20 protein-coding genes are annotated in these 21,796 nt (G+C 30.9%); 7 read left to right on the top strand and 13 right to left on the bottom strand.

The window, feature by feature from the left end; all coding sequences use genetic code 11:
• The first annotated feature begins 5 nt into the window (after positions 1 to 5).
• Positions 6 to 314 (top strand): hypothetical protein, encoded by a 309-nt coding sequence (locus ACIQ2J_RS01305; RefSeq protein WP_396165752.1) that lies wholly within the window; start codon positions 6 to 8, stop codon positions 312 to 314.
• Here ACIQ2J_RS01305 and ACIQ2J_RS01300 read toward each other — a convergent pair.
• Both ACIQ2J_RS01300 and ACIQ2J_RS01295 read right to left on the bottom strand, forming a co-directional pair.
• Complete coding sequence (locus ACIQ2J_RS01300) at positions 311 to 1,390, bottom strand: glycosyltransferase family 9 protein (protein ID WP_396165749.1); 1,080 nt, start codon at positions 1,388 to 1,390, stop codon at positions 311 to 313. The genes ACIQ2J_RS01305 and ACIQ2J_RS01300 overlap by 4 nt on opposite strands.
• 51 nt (positions 1,391 to 1,441) lie before the next feature.
• Positions 1,442 to 2,047 (bottom strand): DUF4254 domain-containing protein, encoded by a 606-nt coding sequence (locus tag ACIQ2J_RS01295; protein ID WP_396165747.1) that lies wholly within the window; start codon positions 2,045 to 2,047, stop codon positions 1,442 to 1,444.
• A gap of 100 nt (positions 2,048 to 2,147) precedes the next feature.
• Here ACIQ2J_RS01295 and upp point away from each other — a divergent pair, with 100 nt between their 5' ends.
• Positions 2,148 to 2,801, top strand: a complete 654-nt coding sequence (gene upp, locus ACIQ2J_RS01290) for a uracil phosphoribosyltransferase (protein WP_396165745.1) — start codon at positions 2,148 to 2,150, stop codon at positions 2,799 to 2,801.
• Here upp and ACIQ2J_RS01285 read toward each other — a convergent pair.
• Positions 2,796 to 3,725 carry a DUF6427 family protein gene (locus ACIQ2J_RS01285; RefSeq protein ID WP_396165743.1) on the bottom strand — a complete coding sequence of 310 codons (930 nt, stop codon included), beginning with the start codon at positions 3,723 to 3,725 and terminating at the stop codon, positions 2,796 to 2,798. The two genes, upp and ACIQ2J_RS01285, sit on opposite strands and share 6 nt — an antisense overlap.
• Positions 3,726 to 3,773: 48 nt before the next feature.
• Between ACIQ2J_RS01285 and ACIQ2J_RS01280 the strand changes: the two genes are divergently transcribed.
• Positions 3,774 to 4,004 carry a uracil phosphoribosyltransferase gene (locus ACIQ2J_RS01280; protein ID WP_396165741.1) on the top strand — a complete coding sequence of 77 codons (231 nt, stop codon included), beginning with the start codon at positions 3,774 to 3,776 and terminating at the stop codon, positions 4,002 to 4,004.
• Here ACIQ2J_RS01280 and purD read toward each other — a convergent pair.
• Positions 3,996 to 5,270 carry a phosphoribosylamine--glycine ligase gene (gene purD / locus ACIQ2J_RS01275; protein WP_396165739.1) on the bottom strand — a complete coding sequence of 425 codons (1,275 nt, stop codon included), beginning with the start codon at positions 5,268 to 5,270 and terminating at the stop codon, positions 3,996 to 3,998. The two genes, ACIQ2J_RS01280 and purD, sit on opposite strands and share 9 nt — an antisense overlap.
• A gap of 113 nt (positions 5,271 to 5,383) precedes the next feature.
• On the opposite strand from purD, the gene ACIQ2J_RS01270 reads away from it, so the two are divergent.
• The 4 genes from ACIQ2J_RS01270 to ACIQ2J_RS01255 all read left to right on the top strand — a co-directional run bounded on the left by ACIQ2J_RS01270 (position 5,384) and on the right by ACIQ2J_RS01255 (position 10,562).
• The gene (locus ACIQ2J_RS01270) at positions 5,384 to 6,733 is read left to right on the top strand and encodes a T9SS type A sorting domain-containing protein (protein WP_396165737.1); all 1,350 of its coding nucleotides are present in this window, start codon (positions 5,384 to 5,386) and stop codon (positions 6,731 to 6,733) included.
• A 58-nt stretch (positions 6,734 to 6,791) separates the two neighbouring features.
• Positions 6,792 to 8,105 carry a phenylacetate--CoA ligase family protein gene (locus ACIQ2J_RS01265; protein WP_396165734.1) on the top strand — a complete coding sequence of 438 codons (1,314 nt, stop codon included), beginning with the start codon at positions 6,792 to 6,794 and terminating at the stop codon, positions 8,103 to 8,105.
• A 68-nt stretch (positions 8,106 to 8,173) separates the two neighbouring features.
• Positions 8,174 to 9,265: a non-hydrolyzing UDP-N-acetylglucosamine 2-epimerase gene (gene wecB / locus ACIQ2J_RS01260; protein ID WP_396165731.1), complete on the top strand. Its 1,092-nt coding sequence runs from the start codon at positions 8,174 to 8,176 to the stop codon at positions 9,263 to 9,265.
• 112 nt (positions 9,266 to 9,377) lie between these two features.
• Positions 9,378 to 10,562 (top strand): glycosyltransferase family 4 protein, encoded by a 1,185-nt coding sequence (locus ACIQ2J_RS01255; protein ID WP_396165729.1) that lies wholly within the window; start codon positions 9,378 to 9,380, stop codon positions 10,560 to 10,562.
• On the opposite strand, the gene ACIQ2J_RS01250 is transcribed toward ACIQ2J_RS01255, so the two are convergent.
• The 9 genes from ACIQ2J_RS01250 to ACIQ2J_RS01210 form a co-directional block, all read right to left on the bottom strand.
• Positions 10,559 to 11,926 (bottom strand): undecaprenyl-phosphate glucose phosphotransferase, encoded by a 1,368-nt coding sequence (locus ACIQ2J_RS01250; RefSeq protein ID WP_396165727.1) that lies wholly within the window; start codon positions 11,924 to 11,926, stop codon positions 10,559 to 10,561. The genes ACIQ2J_RS01255 and ACIQ2J_RS01250 overlap by 4 nt on opposite strands.
• Before the next feature lies 1 nt (position 11,927).
• On the bottom strand, positions 11,928 to 12,911 hold the full coding sequence (locus tag ACIQ2J_RS01245; RefSeq protein WP_396165725.1) for a UDP-glucuronic acid decarboxylase family protein: 984 nt from the start codon (positions 12,909 to 12,911) through the stop codon (positions 11,928 to 11,930).
• Between the two features lie 91 nt (positions 12,912 to 13,002).
• The gene (locus tag ACIQ2J_RS01240; protein WP_396165722.1) at positions 13,003 to 14,316 is read right to left on the bottom strand and encodes an O-antigen ligase family protein; all 1,314 of its coding nucleotides are present in this window, start codon (positions 14,314 to 14,316) and stop codon (positions 13,003 to 13,005) included.
• On the bottom strand, positions 14,252 to 15,364 hold the full coding sequence (locus ACIQ2J_RS01235) for a DUF1972 domain-containing protein (RefSeq protein WP_396165719.1): 1,113 nt from the start codon (positions 15,362 to 15,364) through the stop codon (positions 14,252 to 14,254). Before ACIQ2J_RS01235 ends, ACIQ2J_RS01240 begins: the two co-directional genes overlap by 65 nt.
• A 64-nt stretch (positions 15,365 to 15,428) precedes the next feature.
• The gene (locus ACIQ2J_RS01230) at positions 15,429 to 16,577 is read right to left on the bottom strand and encodes a glycosyltransferase family 4 protein (protein ID WP_396165717.1); all 1,149 of its coding nucleotides are present in this window, start codon (positions 16,575 to 16,577) and stop codon (positions 15,429 to 15,431) included.
• A complete protein-coding gene (locus tag ACIQ2J_RS01225) occupies positions 16,577 to 17,800 on the bottom strand; it encodes an O-antigen ligase family protein (protein ID WP_396165715.1) in 1,224 nt (407 codons plus the stop codon). Before ACIQ2J_RS01225 ends, ACIQ2J_RS01230 begins: the two co-directional genes overlap by 1 nt.
• Positions 17,797 to 18,477 carry an acyltransferase gene (locus ACIQ2J_RS01220; protein WP_396165713.1) on the bottom strand — a complete coding sequence of 227 codons (681 nt, stop codon included), beginning with the start codon at positions 18,475 to 18,477 and terminating at the stop codon, positions 17,797 to 17,799. Before ACIQ2J_RS01220 ends, ACIQ2J_RS01225 begins: the two co-directional genes overlap by 4 nt.
• 83 nt (positions 18,478 to 18,560) lie before the next feature.
• Complete coding sequence (locus ACIQ2J_RS01215; RefSeq protein ID WP_396165710.1) at positions 18,561 to 19,829, bottom strand: oligosaccharide flippase family protein; 1,269 nt, start codon at positions 19,827 to 19,829, stop codon at positions 18,561 to 18,563.
• 114 nt (positions 19,830 to 19,943) lie between these two features.
• Positions 19,944 to 21,794 (bottom strand): glycosyltransferase family 39 protein, encoded by a 1,851-nt coding sequence (locus ACIQ2J_RS01210; protein WP_396165708.1) that lies wholly within the window; start codon positions 21,792 to 21,794, stop codon positions 19,944 to 19,946.
• Positions 21,795 to 21,796: the final 2 nt, after the last annotated feature.

Here is a 21,796-nt window from a genome sequence, read left to right as displayed (position 1 = left end):
TGAATATGAAAAACATCCGACAATTATTTAAAGACAAAGACTATCTTTTGGAAGAGCCAGAAGTAGAGCAACTTATTGCCTATTGCGAAGAGTTGCAAGACGAAATTGTGGAATTCAAATTTGAAAAAGGAAAAAGCAAGGAAAAAGTTTTGTTGGAAATTATTCGCGAAATTTCTAATTCTTGTCAGGATATTCAAAAGCAACAACTCGAACACGAACGATTTGATTACGAAGCGCCCGATTACAGAAATGCGGTTTTAAATTTGAAAAAATACCTTGATGATCGTTGTAGAGAAGAACGAATTTATTTCTAATCCTCCAATTGCGATAGTACTCTAGACACTATTTTTTCTACCGGAATAGTTCGCATAGCATCTTCATATCCAGCAACTTTTTTATTGCCATAAACCGAAGTGGGCAACAACGGATAGTGTTCTCTATCGGCAACCAAACAATTTTCGGAAGGTTGATTATAAGGTGCAAATCCGGCATAGGGATGGGTTGCTCCCCAAAGTGTTATGGTTTTCACTCCATAAATAGCAGCAAGATGGGCATTTCCGGAGTCCATAGAAAGCATTACATCTAAATTAGAAATAAGGTGCAGTTCTTCTTTAAAGGAAATTTTTTTAGCAAAATTCAAAACGTTCGATTTTCGATTCACCAAAGTATCTAAGCGTTCCAAATCCGAATCTCCCCCAAAAAGCAGTATTTTAATCCCCTCTTTATTAGATAATTCTTCTATCACTTTTTCCATTAAATCTATTGGATAGGTTTTTCCAGAGTAATGAGCAAAAGGCGCAATGCCAATCCATTTTTCCTTTTTTTCTCCAATAATTTCAATGGCTTTTAAAGGAATCACATTTTGTTTTAATAAATAAGGAGTGTCTAAATTAATAGTATATCCCAACTTTTTAAAAGTTTCCAAATGCCTATCTACCATTGTTGTTAAGGGAAGGAATTTCTTGTGGGTAAGACTAGTTAAGGCTGCCTTTTCGGCTCTACCTTTATCAGTAAATGCCACTTTTTTTCCGCTTAAAGCAAATAAAAATCGCAACACTTTAGACCGCAACACATTGTGCAAATCGGCAATTTCAGTAACTCGAAGAGCTTTTAAATCTCTATATAATTTAAAAATTCCTAAAAGCCCATTATGTTCATGATGAGTATGGACTGAAAGAAATTTTACATTAGATATATTTTTGAAAATTGGTTTAAAAAAAGGTCTGGAAACAACCGTTATTCTAACTTCCGGATGTTGTGCCGTCAATGCCAAAATAACAGGTACTGTCATGGCAACGTCGCCCATTGCCGAGAGTCTTATAATTGCGATATTTGGGTGGTGGTGGGACAATGGTACTATTTTAAAAACCTTTAAGGTATTAAGTTTCATTAAGTTTTTCTTAATTATCTCAATACCTTAATGGTTTAAAGTTATATAAATTTATTTTTTGTTTTGATATAAAACAGGATTCAAATCGTCGTCGTTGTACATTTTCATTTGTTTGTACACCTTCATGAATTTATCTCCGTTTTCAATATCGGTCAATAAATCGTCGATGGCTGTAGATAAATCGGAACGTTGTTCTAAAAGTACGTTTAGTTTTTCTTGGCATTTAGCTCTATGCTCTGGTGAAGCCGCTGCGCGAGTTGCTTCTTCGTTCATGTGGTAAATTTTTAATGCCAAAATAGACAATCTATCAATAGTCCATGCTGGGGATTCTGAATTGATTTTAGCAGATTCATTAACGGTAACATGAGCATATTTTTGTAAGAAATAACTGTCAATATATTCTACCATATCGGTACGTTCTTGGTTGGAAGCATCAATCTTTCTTTTTAAAGTTAGTGCGGCAACTGGATCAATATTTGGATCCCGAATAATATCTTCATAATGCCATTGCACAGTGTCTACCCAGTTTTTAAAATACAATAAATGTTCGATTTTATCGCTTGGATACGGGTTGTTAATGGGTTGGTTTACATTGTCGTGAACGTGATAATCCTGGATACTTTGTTCAAATATAGAATAGGCAAATTTTGAAAACATAATTATAAATTTTATTTTATTTCATACAATTTGACCAAAAGGTCTTGGGTGCAAAGATAGTTTTTATACTTTTACATAAACATACTAAATTATCACTTTTATGCAAATTCATTATATTTCTGAAAACAATAGTATTCTTAATCATTTTTTGGCTCAAATTAGAGATGTAAACATCCAAAAAGACAGCATGCGATTTAGAAAAAACATTGAACGCATTGGTGAAATAATGGCGTATGAATTGAGCAAAACACTAGAATACAAAGCAATTGATGTGCAAACGCCACTTGGCATTAAACACACTACAACCATTGCCGATAATGTAGTTTTGTGTTCCATTCTTCGCGCTGGATTGGCTTTACACACTGGTTTTATGAACATTTTTGACAATGCCGAAAATGGGTTTGTATCAGCGTATCGTCACCATCCAAATAATGATGATTTCTTTGAGATTTTGGTGGAATATCAAGCGGCTCCTTCTTTTGAAAACAAAAATCTTATTTTAATTGATCCTATGCTTGCCACTGGTCAATCCATCGTAGCTGTTTTAAATAAATTGCATTTGGAACAAAAACCGAAGGAAATTCACATTGCAGTTGTCATTGCTGCTCCAGAAGGAATTGCCTATTTAGAAGAAAACCTTCCGAACAATTGCCATCTTTGGGTTGCTGCTTTAGATGATAAATTGAATGAAAAAAACTACATTATTCCGGGTCTAGGAGATGCTGGCGATTTAGCCTACGGAAGTAAATTATAATTGCGAAAAGAAACAAAACAATCCGCAGGCTATAGAAACAAACAATATTATTTCTTGCTGCATTTTATTTTGCAAATATTCTATAGTACTTGTAGCAATTATTGCCATTGGAAGAAAAGTAAATACTAGCATTTCACTGCTTTTATTAGTTGAAATCAAGAAAATTATAATACCAAATAATGCTGCAAACAATACTTTTTTGTAGGATGCTTGAAGATTTAAAGGTTTGTTATTTATTGAAAAAGCAAACGGAAATATAAAAAACACCAAGAAAACCGCAAAAATAGAGAAAGCTATATTTTGTAATTGATTGGTAAAATAATCCAAGTTGTAATTCATTACCTCTGTTTGCAAATAGTTGTTTATGGCAGCTTTATCTAGAATTAGGTCGTATAAAACGAATAGTGTAGCAACTACAAATGCAGCTACAAAAGGAATTAACCAATTTCTATAATCTCTAGAAACATGAAAAATTATAGAAATATAAACTAGTACTAGAAAAATAATTGCCCAAAAATGAAACAAACTTGCTACAAATATCCACAAGGAGGCATCAAATATTTTTTCCTTTGGAGCTTTTAGGGTTTGCAAAGAGAACAATCTTCTCATAGATAATAATATAAAAAAATTAGCAAGTAATAAATTGATGTTGTTAAATATTTTTGGGAAAAACAATAAGAAAATAAAATAAAAAAGGATCGTATAAGAGCTGTCTTTGGTCAATCCGTTTTTTTTAACAATAAAATTAGAAAAGAAAAGCGAAGCATACAAAACACCTAATAATCCGCTCGTTTTCAACACATCTGCAAACGAATGAATCCCAGTTGTGCTGCTAAATTGGTAGATAAAAAAGAACAAAAGCATTAAAATTCCCATCAGAGAATAATTAATTGGTGTAGATTTTTTAAAAATGCTTGTTATCATGAGGATATTTTATACTTTTGCGAATGTAAATATAACACTTGTTTAAAAATGAAAGCATTTTTCGAAGCAATTCAATCACTTTTTGTAGATTTTTTATTTAAACCACTAGATTGGTTACGTGCATTAGAGTTAGATAATTGGTGGTTAGCAAATATTGTTAGCTGGACCTTAATGGCGGTGTGTGCTAGATACGTTATTTACTGGTGTAAACAATTATCTCTTCATCAAAAAAACAATGAAGAAAACCAAGATACAACGGCACATTCTTTCTTAAAATAAGTCAAAGCCAATATCTTTTCTAAAATACATCTTATCAAAATGTAGCTTGTCTATGTTTTGATAAGATTTTTTTATGGCTTCTGGAAAGCTTTCGCCAAATGAGGTAATTGCTATTACACGACCCCCATTAGTTACTACTTTTCCGTTTTCTAATTTCGTTCCGGCATGAAAAGCTATCGAATCTTCTATATTTTCAAGTCCCGAAATTTCAAATCCTTTTTCGTAATCTTCAGGATACCCCCCTGAAACTAGCATTATTGTAGTTGCACTTCTTTGGTCAATTTCTAGAGCAACTTGGTCTAAGGTTTGATTACCAACTGCTTGAAATAATTCTACTAAATCCGTTTTCAATCTCGGAATTACCACTTCGGTTTCCGGATCTCCCATTCTAACATTGTATTCAATTACAATTGGTTCGCCTTTTACATTTATTAATCCTATAAAAACAAACCCTTTATATTCAATTCCATCTTGTTGTAAACCAGCAATGGTTGGTTTTACAATTCGAGTTTCAATTTTTTCTAACAAAACAGCATCTGCAAATGGCACTGGAGAAACAGCTCCCATTCCGCCAGTATTCAATCCAGTATCTCCTTCTCCTATTCGTTTGTAATCTTTAGCGGTTGGAAGAATTTTATAATTTTTACCATCTGTTAAAACAAAACAACTAAGTTCAATTCCGTCAAGAAATTCTTCAATAACCACTTTAGCGCTTGCAGTTCCAAATTTAGCATGAACCAACATATTGCGCAATTCAGTTTTCGCTTCTTCTAAATTTTGAATAATCAAAACGCCTTTTCCTGCTGCCAATCCATCTGCTTTTAAAACATAAGGTGGTTGTAATGTTTCTAAAAATCGGCATCCTTTTTCAACTGTTTCTTTAGTAAAACTATCGTAAGCAGCTGTAGGGATTTTATGTTTGATGAGAAACTCTTTGGCAAATTCTTTACTACCTTCTAATTGTGCTCCCACTTTGGAAGGGCCAATAACTGGAATATGATTTAAAGCAGCATCCTTTTGGAAGAAATCGTAAATCCCTAAGACCAAAGGATCTTCGGGACCTACAACAACCATATCTACTTTTTCTTGAAGCGCAAAAGTTTTTAAAGCATCAAAATCCAAAATATTTAAGGATATATTATTAGCAATAGCAGCAGTTCCTGCATTTCCAGGTGCTACAAATAATTTAGAACATTTAGAACTTTGAATCATTTTCCATGCCAAAGCATGTTCTCTTCCGCCAGAACCAAGTAGTAAAATTGTCATTGTGTTGTATATGTATATTTTGCAAATTTAATGCTTTAACTAAAATTATAACCTATTTTGTTTTGATAATTCATTTTTTGTTTAACTTTGCTTTAAATTATAAAAAAAAAATTATGAAAAAATTATTACTTACTTTAACTTTAATAGGCTCATTAGCAAACGCCCAGAGTTGGAATTCTCAAGCTACAGGTTTTGCAGATGCTTCTAGAGGGATTAGCGAAATTCATATTATTGATGCAAACACTGTATGGGGTTTAGCGTTTGATGGTTCTGGTGGTGGAGCAGTTGTGCAAGAATTTACAAGAACTACAAATGGTGGAACTACTTGGACGCCAGGAATTATTGAAATGGGCAATGCTCTATTGGAAATTAATAGTATTTGCCCAGTTAATGCAACAACCGCTTGGGTAAGTGCTCTTATTCCTGCTGATGGTAATGGAGTTATTTACAAAACAACAGATGCAGGACTAACCTGGAATCAACAAAATGCAACTGGATTTCAAACAACTGGTTCGTCATTTTTAAATGGTGTCTATTTTTTTAATGCTAATAATGGCGTTTCTTATGGCGATCCTTTAGGAACGGAATTTGAAATTTATACATCCTCGAATGGAGGTGACTCATGGAGTCCAGTTGCAGCTGCTAATATGCCAAATCCAGCATCTGGAGAATATGGCTATAACAGTGAACCAGTTGCTGCAGGTGGATCTTTTTGGTTTACGACCAATAAAGGAAAACTATACAGAACAACAGATATGGGAGTTACTTGGTTAAAACTAAATACTCCAATCACTGATTTTGGACATCAAGGAACTACGTCGTCTGGTCGTATAATTTTTAGTGATGCAAATAATGGAATACTTATTGGATACACTTGGAGTAATTCATCAACTACAGCAACGTTAACTTCAACCAAATTATACACTACTACAAATGGTGGTACAACTTGGTCAGCAGGTGTTACTTATACTGGTTTTAGTTTATTGTCTTATATCCCTGGAACTTCTATTATTGTTGCAACTTCAGCAAATACTACTACTGGTACAGGAACTGCAGTTAGCACTAATAATGGTGTAACTTGGACTACAGTAGAAAGTGCTATCGCACAAAGAGGTGTGAACGCATTTATAAATCCTACTACAGGATGGTGCGGTGGATATAGTGCTGATCCATTTACAGATGGTATTTATAAATTTAGCGGTGCTTTGGCGAATGTAGATTTTTCAAAAAATAATTTCTTGAAAGTTTATCCAAATCCTGCTAATAATAATATTACTGTTTCTGTAAACAATGTAGATTCTTATAAATTGAAAATGATAGACATGCTAGGTAAAGTAATATTTGAAAAACAATATAGTGGAATGGAAAACACAATTGATATTTCAAATTTAAATAGCGGTGCTTATTTTTTAACATTCATTTCTGATGACAAATCAGAAACAACGAAAATTATAAAAAATTAATTCTAAATAAATAGTATTTTTAAGGGCTGACAATTGTTAGCCCTTTTTTATTTATCCTATGATTTCAATTTTTAATTTATCTCTGCAAATAAATGGATTCCCTATAAAGGGTGCCATTGCTGATTTTGAAAAAATACAAGCAATTCCAGAAGTCGATTTTGAAAATTATGTTATTCAAAAAAGAAAAGATATTGTTGCATTTCATTTACAAAACAACAAATCGTATCTTGAGTTTGTTGGAAATCCAGAGTTTGAAAATTGGGAAGATCTTCCAATAATGACTAAAAAAGATTTTCAAAAACCTTTAACCGAAAGACTTTCCAAAGGATGTACTTTAAAAAATGTTTACATCAACAAAACATCTGGTTCTAGCGGAGATCCTTTTGTTTTTGCTAAAGATAGATATTGTCATGCCTTAACTTGGGCCACAATTTTTAACCGATTTAGTTGGTTTGGAATTGATTTTAATTCTTCGCTGCAGGCTCGGTTTTATGGAATCCCCTTGGATTTTATTGGGAATACCAAAGAACGTATCAAGGATTTTTTAAGTCACCGTTACCGTTTTCCTATATTCGATTTATCGGATGCTTTTTTGGAAACCGTATTAGTGAAATTTCAAAATAAAAAGTTTTATTACATCAATGGTTATACTTCTTCGATAGTTTTATTTGCTAAATTTCTTCAGAAAAAAAACATTGTTTTAACCTCTATTTGTCCAAATTTAAAATGTTGCGTAGTAACTTCCGAAATATTATTTGAAGAAGATAAAATTTTAATGGAAAAACAATTTGGAGTACCAATTATCAATGAATATGGTGCATCCGAATTGGATTTAATAGCATTTCAAAACACCAATAACGAATGGCAAGTAAATTCGGAAACCTTATTTATAGAAATTTTAGATGAAGAAAATAACGTTTTACCAAACGGGAAAGAAGGTCGAATTGTGATTACTTCCTTGTATAATAAAGCCCATCCTTTTATTAGATACGCTATTGGCGATATTGGAATTTTAGACGAGAAAAGTACTTTTAAAAAACCAATTTTAAAAAAATTAATTGGAAGAACCAATGATATTGCCCTTTTGCCAAGCGGAAAAAAAGCACCAGGATTGACCTTTTACTATGTAACCAAAAGCATAATTGAAGACGACGGAAATGTAAAAGAATTTGTTATAAAACAAATCAAAATCGATACTTTTGAAGTAGAATATGTAAGTGAATTAGAATTAACCACCGTACAAATTCAAAATATTGAAAAGGCAATTACAACTTATTTAGAAAGTGGTTTGAATTTCACATTCATTCGAAAAGAAAAATTAGAACGAAGTAGAAGCGGAAAGTTGAAGCAGTTTGTTTCTTTGGTGAAATAAATTGCTCTTCTGAAAAAAATTAAGATAATTGAAGGAGAAGATTGCTTCGTTCCTCGCAATAACAATATATGAAAATAACCCTAATAGCAGGTGCAAGACCTAATTTTATTAAAATCGCTCCCATTATCCAAGCAATTGAAAAAAAGCAATTGGAAGGTGCGGATATTTCCTATAGACTGGTGCATACTGGTCAACATTACGATAATAATCTTAGCGCTACTTTTTTTGAAGAATTGAATATTCCGCATCCAAATTCTAATTTGGAAGTGAAAAGTGGCTCGCAGGCGGAGCAAACTGCTGCAATCATGGTAGCATTTGAAAAAGAATTAATTGAAAATCCCTGCGATTTAGTTTTGGTTGTTGGCGATGTCAATTCCACGATGGCATGTGCAATTGTGGCAAAAAAAATGAATAAAAAAGTTGCTCATGTAGAAGCAGGAATTCGTTCGGGCGATCTTATGATGCCTGAAGAAATCAACCGAATTGTAACCGACAGCATTACCGATTATTTTTTTACCACCTCAACTTGGGCAACCAAAAATTTATTAAAATATGGTGCCGAAATGGATGCCATTCACTTTGTTGGAAACGTGATGATCGATACTTTATATCAAAATTTAGATCGAATTTATGCGCCTAATTTTTGGAAGGAATTTAGTTTAGAAACTGGTAATTATATCATTTTGACATTGCATCGACCATCCAATGTAGATGAAGAAAAATCGCTATTAAAATTACTTCAAGGTATCGATAGGATGGTTGGAGACAAAAAAATAATCTTCCCTATCCATCCTAGAACCAAAGCAATTTTAGGAGAAACCAATCTAAATTTGAAAAATATTATTTTCGTAGAACCGCAAGGTTATTTGAATTTTATGTATTTGATAAAAAATAGTTTTGCCGTTATTACGGATTCTGGAGGTATTTCTGAAGAAACAACGGTTTTGGGAATTCCTTGTTTCACTATGCGTACTTCTACCGAAAGACCCGAAACAATTGAAATTGGAACCAATAGATTAGTGGGGAATTCCATTGAAGTTTTGACTTTAGAATTTACAAAATTTCTACAAAATGGTTTGTCTAAGAGAGGAATCCCAGAGCTTTGGGACGGAAAAGCATCCGAACGAATTATTGCTATTTTGCTAAATAAAAAAAACTAACACGAATTGCAGTAATTTGCACGAAACAAAAATAGTTGGAAATTTCACTAATTTGTGGGATAATTGATTTTCGAGAATTTGTGTGAATTCGTGAAATTTGTGTCTAAAGAAAATGAAAGAAATAGTAATCATATCCAATTATTATCCTCCTGAAAAAGGGGCTGCTGCTAATAGAATAGAGCAGTTGGCTTTGAAATTGAAGCAGAATAATTACAAAGTTTCGGTTCTTTGCCCATTAGGAAATTATCCTAAAGGCGAATTGTTTCCCGAATACAAAGGGAAGTTTTCGGTTACCGAAAATCGGGAAGGAATAACCGTAAAAAGGTTGTGGATTTATCCTAGTGTGAGCAAGAATCTTTTGGTTAGATTAATTTCGGTTTTGTCTTTTTCCTTGAGTTTATTTTTCTATTTATTATTAAAAAAAACACCGCATAAAGTGGTGGTTCAATCGCCACCATTGTTACTTTCCTTTATTTCAGTTTTAGTGCTTTCTTGGAAGAAGAAAAAAATAATTTTGAATGTTTCCGATTTATGGCCCTTGGCAGCAATTGAATTGAATGCCATTAAAAAAAATTCCTTTTCGCATAAATTCTCCTTGTTTATGGAGCGCTGTATTTATAAAAAAGCAACACTGATTATTGGTCAATCTAACGAAATAATTACGCACATTCATTCTGTTTTTCCTGAAAAGAGATGTTATTTATATCGCAATTTTCCTGATCATAAAGTTGCTGAAATGGAATTAGAAACTATAGAAAATCAACCGATAAAACTATTTTATGCAGGACTTCTTGGAATTGCTCAAGGTGTTTTAGAATTGTGTCAAAAAATTGATTTAGAAGGACTGAATATTGAATTACATCTATTTGGCGAAGGAGCTGAAAAAAAATCGGTAGAGGCTTTAATTTCATCTGCAAATGAAAGAAAAATCTTCTTTCATGGCATGATGGAGCGCAACGATTTACATGAAAAATTAAAAACGTTCGATATTGCTATTGTACCATTGAAGGTTAGAATTTATGGCTCAGTACCTTCTAAAATATTTGAATATGGTGCTCTTGGATTCCCAATTCTTTATTTTGGTGGAGGCGAAGGCGAAACTATTGTAGAAGAAAATAATTTGGGTTGGGTTGCAAGCGTTGGAGATTATTCTGATTTAAATTCCAAACTTAAAACCATTTCCGAGTTTACCAGATTGGATTTAGAAAACATGAAGAAAAGTGTCTGGGAAACCTCAAATTCTATATTTGATTTAGACGAACAAATGAAACATTTATTAACAGAAGCTGTTTTTTAGTAAGCTTTATCTTCGCCTAAATAAATATTGATGACAGTTTGTACTATTATTTTAATGTCTAAAATTAACGACCAGTTTTCAATATAAAAAACATCAAATTTTATACGATTTATCATGTCGTCATCCGTTTCTATTTCGCCTCTAAATCCTTTTACTTGTGCCAAACCAGTAATTCCTGGTTTTACATAATGCCTAACCATGTATTTTTTAATTCGGTTGCCATAGGCTTTATTTTGCGACCATAGATGGGGTCTTGGCCCAACGACAGACATATCGCCTAACAATACATTTAAAAACTGCGGCAATTCATCCATACTAGTTTTTCGCATAAACTTACCAATTTTTGTAACTCTCGGGTCGTTTTTAGACGCTTCTTTTTCTGTGGTTTCGTTCATTTTCATAGAACGGAATTTGTAACAAAAAAATTCGTTTTCATCTAGACCTGGTCGACCTTGTTTAAAGAATATGGGGCCTTTAGATTCTAATTTTATAAGTATCGCCAAGATTGGAACCAACCAAGATAATATTCCTATAATTACAATTAGAGAAAATATTATATCGAAAATTCTTTTGAAGATTTTGGTAGAGGGTTCATGTAAAATGGTTTTTTTTAAGGATAAAACTGGAAACATTTCATAATAATCTATTCTTAAGTTTTTAGAAAAAATTTCTTTAGAATCTGGAATAAATTTTATTATTTTTTTGTTTTCATCCGCAAAATCAATTAAATCTTTTAGTTTTTCATTGGATAGTTCATTCAAAGAACAATATATTTCATCTACCTCTTTTTCAATTACAAACGACTTAATATTTTCTATTGTTCCTAATATTTCCGGATGGTTTTTTTTGTTAGAAAAATAACCTAAAAAACGATATCCGTAATCACTTCTATCCTCAAAAAGTTTTTTTAGACGAATTGCTTCGGGAGTATAACCTATAATTACTGCATTTCGGTAATTACTTCCTGTTATAATTCTATATTTTTTTAAATAATAAAATAAAAGTATTTTAAAAATTGTGATTAATATAAAACTATAGAATACAAAAGAAACTATTGCTCTACCACTAAATATTGCTTGTTTAGAAAAGGGAAAAAAAGCAATAATCACTAACAAAACCAATATACTTTGTTTAACTAATTTAGAGGCAATTTCGACTGGAGTTGTGAATCTAAAAATTTCGTAAAATTTAACAAAAAAAGCAATAATAGCCCAAGTAATTGTTTGATATAGAATGTAATAAAAGTTGTTTAAATTTAAATCTTTGAAAAAAAATAGGCACAAAGTAGAAATAACCAATAAGTCAAAAATAATACTTATTGGTCTAATATATTTGGAATATCTAACTGTGTGGGCTGCCGTCATATTAGTGTATAAATCCTGTAAAGTCTTTGTGCTCCTCCTTTAACAATTCTTCGGTAGACAGGGATTTAAAATAATCGTAGGTGATTTTCATGCCTTCTTCTCTAGAAACTTTAGCTTCCCAACCCAAAATTGTTTTTGCTTTAGTAGTATCTGGTTGACGTTGTAATGGATCGTTTATTGGCAGTGGGTGGTAAACAACTTTTTGTTTGGTTCCGGTTAATTTAATGATTTCCTCGGCAAAATCTTTAATGGTAATCTCATCTGGATTTCCAATATTAACTGGCAAAGAATAATCGGAATGTAATAACCTAAAAATTCCCTCAACTTGATCGTCAATGTAACAAAATGATCGGGTTTGCATTCCGTCGCCAAAGATAGTTAAGTCTTCGCCACGCAAAGCCTGTCCAATAAAAGCAGGAATGACACGACCATCATTAAGTCGCATTCTAGGTCCATAGGTATTGAAAATTCGCACAATTCGGGTCTCCAAACCATGAAAAGTATGGTAAGCCATAGTAATCGATTCTTGAAAACGTTTAGCTTCATCGTAAACCCCTCTTGGTCCTATGGTGTTAACGTTGCCATAATATTCTTCGGTTTGAGGATGTACCAATGGATCTCCGTAAATTTCGGATGTGGATGCAATTAATATTCTAGCATTTTTCACTCTAGCCAAACCAAGTAAATTATGCGTTCCTAAAGAACCTACTTTTAGGGTTTGTATTGGTATTTTTAAATAGTCAATTGGGCTTGCAGGGGAAGCAAAATGAAGGATGTAGTCTAGTTCTCCTGGGACAAAAACAAACTTCGTGATATCGTGATGATAAAATTCAAAATGTTCTAATTTAAATAAATGGGCAATGTTTTTTAAATCTCCAGTAATTAGATTGTCCATTCCTATAACATGATACCCTTCAGCAATAAAACGATCACAAAGATGCGAGCCTAAAAATCCAGCCGCTCCCGTTATTAAAATTCTTTTCATTTTTTCTTTTTGATTTATTTATAACGAGAAAATTATGTTATTATTATAAAAAAATTAACTTTTTATTTATATCTAAAAATTAATCGCTGCGTTATACTTGGTTGTTCGTTTTTTTATCTATTATGGAATGTGTTTTGGAATTAAAAACACAATACAGCATAACAAAAAAAACAATTCCTCTTTGCCTACTCAATAAAGATTCCGTCAAAAATAAACTTATCATTAGAATACCGAAAGTAATAGCAACAAAATTTTTAGATTTTATAGTGTTTTTTATGTTTATTAACACAATTAACAAGAAAAGTAGGACGCCAAATATTCCAAGCTCTGCAAAAAACTGTAGGTATTGGTTGTGAAAATTAAATTTATCGTATCCTTCATATAGATGGTGTTCTATTCGTTTTTGTTTTATTTTTTGATTTGTGGCATTTAATCCATAACCTGTTACATACACCTTATCGGTATATAGCATTTCTTTAAAAATTCTGGCTTGATACACCCGCAATGCTGTTCCTGCAAAAAAGTCATTGGTTTGAAATTGCTCTTTATTCCAAGCATCGAATACTGAAACGTTGTGCACTAATCCTGGTGCTTGTGTATTTGTGTTTTCTGTGGTATTTGAAATTATTTCCAATAAAAAACGGTCTTTTAATTTGCCGTAAAAAACAAATCCAAAAACAAAAAATGATAAAAATAAAAGCAAAATTTTGTTGGCATTCCATTGTGTTTTTGAAATAAAAAAGCTGGCGAAAAACAATAGACCTAGAAAAACAATAATGATATTTTTAGAAGATAATAACACCAGGAAAAACAGCAATAAAGCAATAGCCAATTTGGCTAAAATGCTCTTTTCTTTCTTTATAAAAAAATAAAAAAAGGCAACCGAAATATAAACCGACATGTGGATTGCATTTACGTCAAATGTTACTAATTCGTGGTAGAAAAAAACCGAAGAATCTTTAGTAATACTATAACGGAATACTGCTTTTATTAGGTAAAAGATGGTATATCCAAAATATGCATAAGAAAAATAGCATAGAATTTTATCTTTTTCTGCTTTAGTTAATAAAGGATTGATAAGAAAACAAAGTGGTAGTAAAACGAAAGCAATTTCTTTGGATAGTGCGTGTAAGGATTCTTTAAAATCAATAGACCAAAACAAGGATAGTGCCATTAAAACATAAAGCAAAATAGGCAAAACCAATGCTTTTTGGAAAGTAAAATTTTTAGGTTTGAATTTCACTAAGGAATAGGCTACGAATAACATTATGGAAATATTACTGTATCGATAATGCAACGGAATGGTGATTAAAACTAATGCAATTAACGCTACTAAAGGGTTAGATAGCAGAGACGCCTTTTCCTTTTGCCAAACATTCTTCCAATAATTGTAGGTATTGCCCATTTATTTTATTCCAATTAAAGTGGTTTTCAATTGCTTCAAAATTATTTTGAATCAACTGCAAGTTATCATTTCTTTTAATAGTATTCAAAATATTTTTCACCTCAGCAGCATCTGAAAAATAGTAGGCGTTTTGTTGTAAAATTGCTTTATTAAATGGGTTGTTATGGGCAATAATAAATGCTCGTGAGGCCATGGCTTCCAATAGTGACGGATTGGTTCCGCCAACGGAATGCCCGTGAAAATATAAGTTAGAGAAATATCTTAAATTATTTAAAATCTGTAAATTAAAAATAGCTCCAACGAAACGAATGTTTTTGAAAGCACTGAATTTATCTTTTAAATAAGTACCGTATTTGGTATTGTGATTTCCAACCACTAATACGGTAGTTTTTTCTTGGTTTAAAACCATTCCGTCAAGAACAGTTTCTATGTTGTTTTCTGGCTCAAAACGAGCCATAATCATGTTGTATTGGTATTTTCCTACTTGATATTCATTAAGAACTTCTTCGTTAGGGTTTTCAAAGACATGAGCGCCATAAGCAATGTAAGTTGAATCTTTAGAATATTTTTCTTTTAGAAAATTTTGTATCCCAATAGAGTCTGCTATCAAATAATGACTACTCTTAACGGCAAGTTTTTCGGCGTATTTTAGAAAGTTTTGAACTGGTTTAGAATATTTGGTTCGTTTCCATTCCAAGCCATCCATATTGGTGACAATAATTGGTTTTTTTGGCAAAAGAAAATGCCAAATGGAATTGCTGGTATATCCTAATTGAAGAATAATGTCAAAATTTCTTTTACGGGAATCTATAATACAATTGAAATCGTAAATAAATTGTCCGAAAGTTCCTAGTTTATATTCTGGATCAAATTGATGTAGAATATTTACGCCATGAAAAGTTTTTTCTTGGTAAAGGTGGTCGTGGGAATTATATACATACACTTCATGACCTTGGTTTACCAGATATACTGAAAAAAATTCGGCAAATTGTTCAAAACCAGAATAATGGTTTGGAATTCCTCGAGTTCCTAAAATGGCTATTTTCATAGAAAATTAATTATTTTTTTCAGAATGCAAAAATAACAAATTTTCAGCAAATTTCTTATTAATCTTAAGGAATTAGTTTAGAGAAAACTACTTCAAAATTTTGTACATATTTTTCTATTGAAAATTCTTTAATAGCTCTTTGGTAGCCGTTTTCGCCAAATTCTTTTCTCAATTGTGGATTTGTAATTAACTTTTTTAATGCCTCCGAAAGCGCTTCGACATTGTTTGGTTCAACCAAAAGCCCAGTTTGATTATGGAGTACTATTTCCGTTAATCCGCCGTGATTGGATGCAATTACTGGTTTTTTGGCAAGCATGGCTTCTGCGGCAACAAGTCCAAAAGACTCAGCTTCGGTTGAGGGCATTAGTGCAATGTCGGTTATATCCCATATTGGAGATAAATTTTTGGTGAAAGGAAGAATTTTAACAGTTTTCTGGAGTTGGTTTTCTGTAATAAATTGATCTATTTCGCTGGCATAATATTCTTGCCCTGGAACAGGTGATCCAACAAAAACGACTTTTATATTAGTGTTAGAACTAAAGTGTTTTACTAGAGTAGTTAGTAACCATTTATGCCCTTTTAGTCTGCTAATTCTTCCAACTAAAGTAATAATAATGTCTTTATTAGTGAATCCAAAATCTTCTTTTTTTGCAAGGGACATTTCTGAAATAGTCTCATTAATTCCGTTGTAAATTACTGTTGTTTTATTGGCAAGCTCCTTTTTTCTATCTACTAAATTCTTTTTGGTTGCAAGAGAATTACAAACAATTAAATCGGCGTATTTATTTAATAATTTTGGAAATGTAGAAGCGATAATTTTTGGATGTACTATAATTTCGTGTACGTGCCAAAGGTGTTTTATTTTTCTTTTTTTAGCAAAAAGCATCCCAAGTAATACTGCCAAGGTATTGGAATATATTAAATCAAAATGGTATTGTTTATTAAGATTGTCAAGTATAGAAATTCCTTTTTTAATATCTAATAAAAAATGGAAGAGGTTTTTGGGTGAAAATATTTTACGATAAAGTTTTAAAACTGGCGCAATAACAACTTTAATGTTTTCTTTTTCAAGTTCCTGAATTAGTGGTCCTTCATTTGGGAGAACAACAACAGGATGGTATAGAGTTTTGTCTAAATTTTTTAATAATAATAGCAAAGTTTTATCCGAACCATACAACTCTGCTGATTGGTGGATGAAAAGGATGTTTTTCATTACTTAATCTGTTTTTTTAAATCGTTTTTGTAGGCAAATAAAAACCCTATCAATAAAGTTTTAGTGTCAATTAAATTATAAAAACCCATAAAAACCCAATTGGAAATAATAAGAAAAACACCTGTGCCAATAAATAAATAGTGAATGTTTTTTAAAGCTTCGGTTGGTTCATTATTTTTTCTAAAAAAGAAAAATATGGAAAATAAATAAATTCCTAAACCCAGTAAACCTGTTTTTAATAATACGGTCATGTAGCCATTATGCAAAATAGAAATGTATCGCAATTCCATATCGCCCAAATATACTTTTTGTTTTAAATCTACTTGCGAACCAATACCTTCTCCAAAGAGAAATGATTCATTATAGGATAACTGTTCTACCGTTCTAATATTTTCATAAGAACGATAATTATCGTTAAATTGTTTCCAATCGTCTCTATTGATTTTAGTGCTAAACGCTTCAGCTGGAGCCATTTTAATTTTATATAAAAATTCGTCTAAACCTTTCCCATTTCTTACAGGATTGTAGTAAAATACGGCTGCATAGCCTGCCGCTACCAATATCAAAGTGGTTCCAACAACTTTAATAGCTCTTTTATTTAAAACAAAAATTCCCTTTAAAGCTATTACTAAAATAATAAATTGAATAAAGTTAGTTCTTGCCAAATAAAAGAAACTTGAAACAGCAAGAATTAATAAAAATATCGTGTTCCTTTTTTTTGAAAATTGTAAATTAAATTGGTTACTAAAGAGTAAAATGACCAAAGTGTAAACTTCGAAATCATTAAAATAACCCCCATATTCTCTAATTTCTCTAACATTTTTAGCTCCAGCAATAAAGCCATAGCCAACTAAAATTAAATGATAAACAGCAATAGAAACCCCTGCATATACAACAAACTGAAAAGGGTTTTTAATGTGCTTATTAAATAATTGATAGCCTAGTAATAATCCTGTAATAGGTTTGAGTAAATAGGTAATATCTCTAATAGTAAAATACAAACTATAATCATAAAAAAAACCGACTGTAATAGCAAGTAAAAAAATAATTATAAAAATACTAATGTACTTTACAAATTCTATAGAATAATTGTTCTTTAAAGTAATTGCTATTGCTGCCATCCAAACGGTGAAAGAAAGCTCGTAAATATTAAAAAAAGGAACTACAACACAGATAATAAAAAGTATTTGATTTAGGGTTGCTTTACTAATAACTACTTTCATTCTGTTATTGATTTTAAAACTTTAGCAGGAACGCCACCGATAATTGAATTTTCTGGATAAATTCCGTTTACAACAGATCCCGCTGCAACTACTGAATTGTTTCCAACTTCACATCCATCTAAAAAGGTTACTTTGGCTCCAACCCAAATATTATTGCCGATTTTTATTCCTTTGGAAGTAACTCCTTGCTCTCGAATAAGTTTAGTGCTGTCTCCAAATACGTGGTTTTCCGAATGAAAACTTACATAGGACCCCATAATAACATCATTGCCAATTTCAATTCCTCCTGCGGCGCCAAATTCTGTGAATTGTCCAACTGCTGAGTTGTTTCCTATTTTTAAGCCTTTTCCGTATTTTGATAAGTGACTTGTAGAACTTAGTGTTGAATATGCTCCTATTTTAACACAATCACCAACAATAATTTTTTCTGAAGAATATCCATCAATGGTGCAATTTTTATCAATAGTAACGCTTTTACCAAAAACAATGTTTTTGGGATTTTGAATTTTAGTGTTATTGCCAATAAAGACTTTTTTTCCTGTTTTTAAAAAACCTCTTAACAACATACTGGCTCTTTTAACTAATAGTAATGCAATAAGTTTTGAGGGGATGCTGGAGTCTATTTTATAACTTTTCCCAGACTTATTTAATAACTTTTGAAATAGATTCTTTATCATTAGGATTAGTTTATAGAAAAAGATTTCTTTTGTTTCTGGTTGAATTGATTTCAAAAATACAATTTTAAAAGATATTCCGAAAATTATATAGCCTTATTTAAATGGAATTTCCCCTTAACGTTAAAATAATAAATGCAAATGGTAACTAATTCTGTTACAATTAAGGTTAAAAAAACTCCAACTATTTTGAAATAAGGAATCACAATCATCATAGCTAAAAGATTTACTACTACCATAACCATAGTAATTCTTATATAGGATTTTTGGTGGTTAAACCCTAAAACTAGTTGTTTGAATGGAATAGAAATAGCTAATAAAATTGGAATTAATACGGCAAGTTGTAATAGATTGCTAATTTCTACAACATCCGATTTTGAAAAATAGGATACCACTTGAACGGAAGATAAAAACAATACAATCATTGATAGGAGGATGAAAATAAAATTCAATCCGTTGTAGGTTTTCCAAAAACGTAATCCTTTTTGGATATTATTACCTAATAAATAACAGATTCTTGGATATACAAAGTTGAAGAATAAATAAATGTAGGTTTTAAAAATTACAATGATTTGCTCTACAATTTTATAGTGTCCTGCCATTAAATTATTTCCTAAAACCCCTATTAGCATTATTGGCGCGTACATTTGCAGCGATACAAATATTTGAGAGGAAAATAGCGAAAAATTACTTTTTAATAGCGAAACAACATCTTCATTTATTGTGTTTTGAAAAGAAAAAGAATTCTTTTTAACTAGATAAATAAAAGTGATTCCATTAGCTACTATGGCTCCAATTCCCCAGAAAAGATTTATGAAAATATAATCGGCTTTTTGATGAATAAAAAATAAAATTCCAAATAGGTATATTAACTTGGAAACTATGGTTAGTATAGTTATCCATTTAAAATTCTCTATGCCTTGTAAATACCATGTTGGGTTGATGAATTGTCCTACTAAAATTGGTAATCCAAGAAAAAATAACGTCTTTTCGGAATTAAAAAATGGAACGAAATAAAACAACAATGCCGAAACAGATAAAGTTAATAGTAGTAATAAGAATTTGGTGCTAAAAGTGGTAATGAATATTTTTTCTAATTGTTTTGGATTTTCTCTATTAACGGCTATTTCTTTAACCCCAATAATATCCGATCCATAATCTATAAAAACCATTAGAAAAAAGAAAATAGCCATTGCAATACTTACTTTTCCATAATTGGCAACTCCGCAAATAGACACAATATAAGGCACTACCAATAGTGGCGTAATTAAATTAAAGCCTTGCCCAACACCATATACAATAAGGTTATTGAGTGGCTTGTTATTTTTAAAAAATAGTACTATTGATTTAATCATATCATTAATCCTAAACAAAAAGCTACAAATTAATTATAATTTGTAGCCTTAATATCATTATTAAATATTTTTTATTTATTAATTTTAAAATACAAAAATAAGCTTTTTAGATTGTTAATGTTCAATTGTTTTATCCGTCAAACATAATCCCTCTTTATTTGTTGCTTTATTAATCATGTAAATACCAAGTTGGTATTTTCCAGGCTCTAATTTAGACAAATCATAAGTAGATGAAAAACCTGAATTTTCTAGGTTAAATTCACTATTAAAATAAGTAGTTACATCTGGCCTATTCACTTTTTGGGACATTAATTTAGTTCCTTTCCCGTCCTTAATTAATATTATTGCAATTTCGGAATTGGATGCTTCTTGCTTATCAAAATAGGCCCAGCCAGATAAATTTAGTTTATTATCTTTATTCTCGAAACTCTCTACATTAAACTTAAATCCATCCCCATTATATTGTTGAATGTTTTTAAATTTTGATATATCAATTGTGGTGGGTACCTCTTTTAATAAAACAAAATGTTTTGTCCAAGCTTGAAAGCCGTCATAGTTATTATCAATATAATAATATTTATTGATGAAACTTGTTGAGGCATCGTTTGGTTTATAATCGTTTCCAAATCCATCAATATACCAAAATGGTTTTAGGTGAATAGTATCTTGTTGAATTTCAGAAATATAAACATCTAATGGCTTTTCAATGACATCATAGTGGTTGTTGCCATTATTAAGAAAATAGGACATGTATAAACCTAAACTAGTTACCACTTTTTCTTTGTTTTTATTATTTTTTATAATGAAATTAGTTGCCTCTCTAAATTGGGATTTATTTACATTACTATAATAGCTTTTTACAATTATAACGTCTGTTACTGAAAAAATAAAGAAAATGGAAAGGATAGATAATTTTACTATGTTACTTTTTATGTAATAAATTCCAATTGCTATTAATAGTATTATTGCCGGAAGAATATTAATGAAATACCTGCTTATTAACATGGGTAATTTTACATACGAACTTATTAGCGGAAGTATAAGTGTAATTATTATCCAGATAAATAAAACTAAAAAACTAAAAATTTGCTTTTCTTCGTTTGGATTAATTTCTAAATTTATTTTACTCTTTTTATCGAAAAGTATAAACAAGTAGTACATGAATAGTATCAAAACAAAGAAAATAATAACCTCTGATTGTCCGAAAAATTCTTTGAATATTTGAGTATAAACATCTACAGTTGGCAATGGAATCCAAGTAGAGGTCCTTTTGGTGTTTTTAATAAAAATACTAACTGATGGTATATAAAGCAGCAAAGTTATTATTCCTGAAATAATAGAATAAATCAACATTTTTTTTCTTTCAACATTAAAGGGCTTTACAATAAAAATTAATAATATAATGTATTGAGAAAACAAGGTAAAGAGCGCGAAAAAGTGAGAGTAAATCATTAATAACGCAAAAATAGCATGGAGGATAACCGCTTTAATGGTTGGCTTTTTTATGAATTTTATTAAAAAATAAAAGGAAAGTGTTGTTGTTAAAAACAACAAAGAATACATCCTTGCCTCTTGTGAATAATAAATGTGGAAGTAATTTATAGATAATAATGCAACTGCTATAATACCAACTTTTTTATTGAATAATTCTTGAGCCAAATAGTAAATTGCGAATAGCCCAGCAACGCCAAATACAGCAGAAACTGCTCTTGCTACTAAGGAAGTAGTATCAAAAAATAGATTAACAATATGTATTATGTAATAATATAATGGAGGATGTGGATCATTTTCTTTTAAGAAATAATAAATTTCTTTAAATGATTTTTCTTTACCTGTGTTGGTTAAAGTAAAAATTTCATCAATCCATGGGCTTTGAAAATCTATTTTATAAAAACGAAGAACCGTTCCTATAAAAATTAAAATCATTAAAATTTTATTCTCTTTCAACCAATTAAATAACTTCATTT

Origin of the sequence: Flavobacterium sp. (assembly GCF_044357305.1) — a bacterium.
Lineage (GTDB): Bacteria > Bacteroidota > Bacteroidia > Flavobacteriales > Flavobacteriaceae > Flavobacterium.
This window is presented reverse-complemented; position numbering and strand designations above follow the sequence as displayed.

Coding starts and splice junctions, on each gene's coding strand:
- ACIQ2J_RS01240 (WP_396165722.1), bottom strand. CDS start 14,316: ATGGGCAATACCTACAATTATTGGAAGAATGTTTGGCAAAAGGAAAAG.
- ACIQ2J_RS01225 (WP_396165715.1), bottom strand. CDS start 17,800: ATGAAAGTAGTTATTAGTAAAGCAACCCTAAATCAAATACTTTTTATT.
- ACIQ2J_RS01210 (WP_396165708.1), bottom strand. CDS start 21,794: ATGAAGTTATTTAATTGGTTGAAAGAGAATAAAATTTTAATGATTTTA.
- ACIQ2J_RS01220 (WP_396165713.1), bottom strand. CDS start 18,477: ATGATAAAGAATCTATTTCAAAAGTTATTAAATAAGTCTGGGAAAAGT.
- ACIQ2J_RS01300 (WP_396165749.1), bottom strand. CDS start 1,390: ATGAAACTTAATACCTTAAAGGTTTTTAAAATAGTACCATTGTCCCAC.
- ACIQ2J_RS01305 (WP_396165752.1), top strand. CDS start 6: ATGAAAAACATCCGACAATTATTTAAAGACAAAGACTATCTTTTGGAA.
- ACIQ2J_RS01230 (WP_396165717.1), bottom strand. CDS start 16,577: ATGAAAAACATCCTTTTCATCCACCAATCAGCAGAGTTGTATGGTTCG.
- wecB (WP_396165731.1), top strand. CDS start 8,174: ATGAAAATAACCCTAATAGCAGGTGCAAGACCTAATTTTATTAAAATC.
- ACIQ2J_RS01245 (WP_396165725.1), bottom strand. CDS start 12,911: ATGAAAAGAATTTTAATAACGGGAGCGGCTGGATTTTTAGGCTCGCAT.
- ACIQ2J_RS01295 (WP_396165747.1), bottom strand. CDS start 2,047: ATGTTTTCAAAATTTGCCTATTCTATATTTGAACAAAGTATCCAGGAT.
- ACIQ2J_RS01255 (WP_396165729.1), top strand. CDS start 9,378: ATGAAAGAAATAGTAATCATATCCAATTATTATCCTCCTGAAAAAGGG.
- ACIQ2J_RS01280 (WP_396165741.1), top strand. CDS start 3,774: ATGAAAGCATTTTTCGAAGCAATTCAATCACTTTTTGTAGATTTTTTA.
- ACIQ2J_RS01270 (WP_396165737.1), top strand. CDS start 5,384: ATGAAAAAATTATTACTTACTTTAACTTTAATAGGCTCATTAGCAAAC.
- ACIQ2J_RS01285 (WP_396165743.1), bottom strand. CDS start 3,725: ATGATAACAAGCATTTTTAAAAAATCTACACCAATTAATTATTCTCTG.
- upp (WP_396165745.1), top strand. CDS start 2,148: ATGCAAATTCATTATATTTCTGAAAACAATAGTATTCTTAATCATTTT.
- ACIQ2J_RS01250 (WP_396165727.1), bottom strand. CDS start 11,926: ATGACGGCAGCCCACACAGTTAGATATTCCAAATATATTAGACCAATA.
- ACIQ2J_RS01265 (WP_396165734.1), top strand. CDS start 6,792: ATGATTTCAATTTTTAATTTATCTCTGCAAATAAATGGATTCCCTATA.
- ACIQ2J_RS01235 (WP_396165719.1), bottom strand. CDS start 15,364: ATGAAAATAGCCATTTTAGGAACTCGAGGAATTCCAAACCATTATTCT.
- ACIQ2J_RS01215 (WP_396165710.1), bottom strand. CDS start 19,829: ATGATTAAATCAATAGTACTATTTTTTAAAAATAACAAGCCACTCAAT.
- purD (WP_396165739.1), bottom strand. CDS start 5,270: ATGACAATTTTACTACTTGGTTCTGGCGGAAGAGAACATGCTTTGGCA.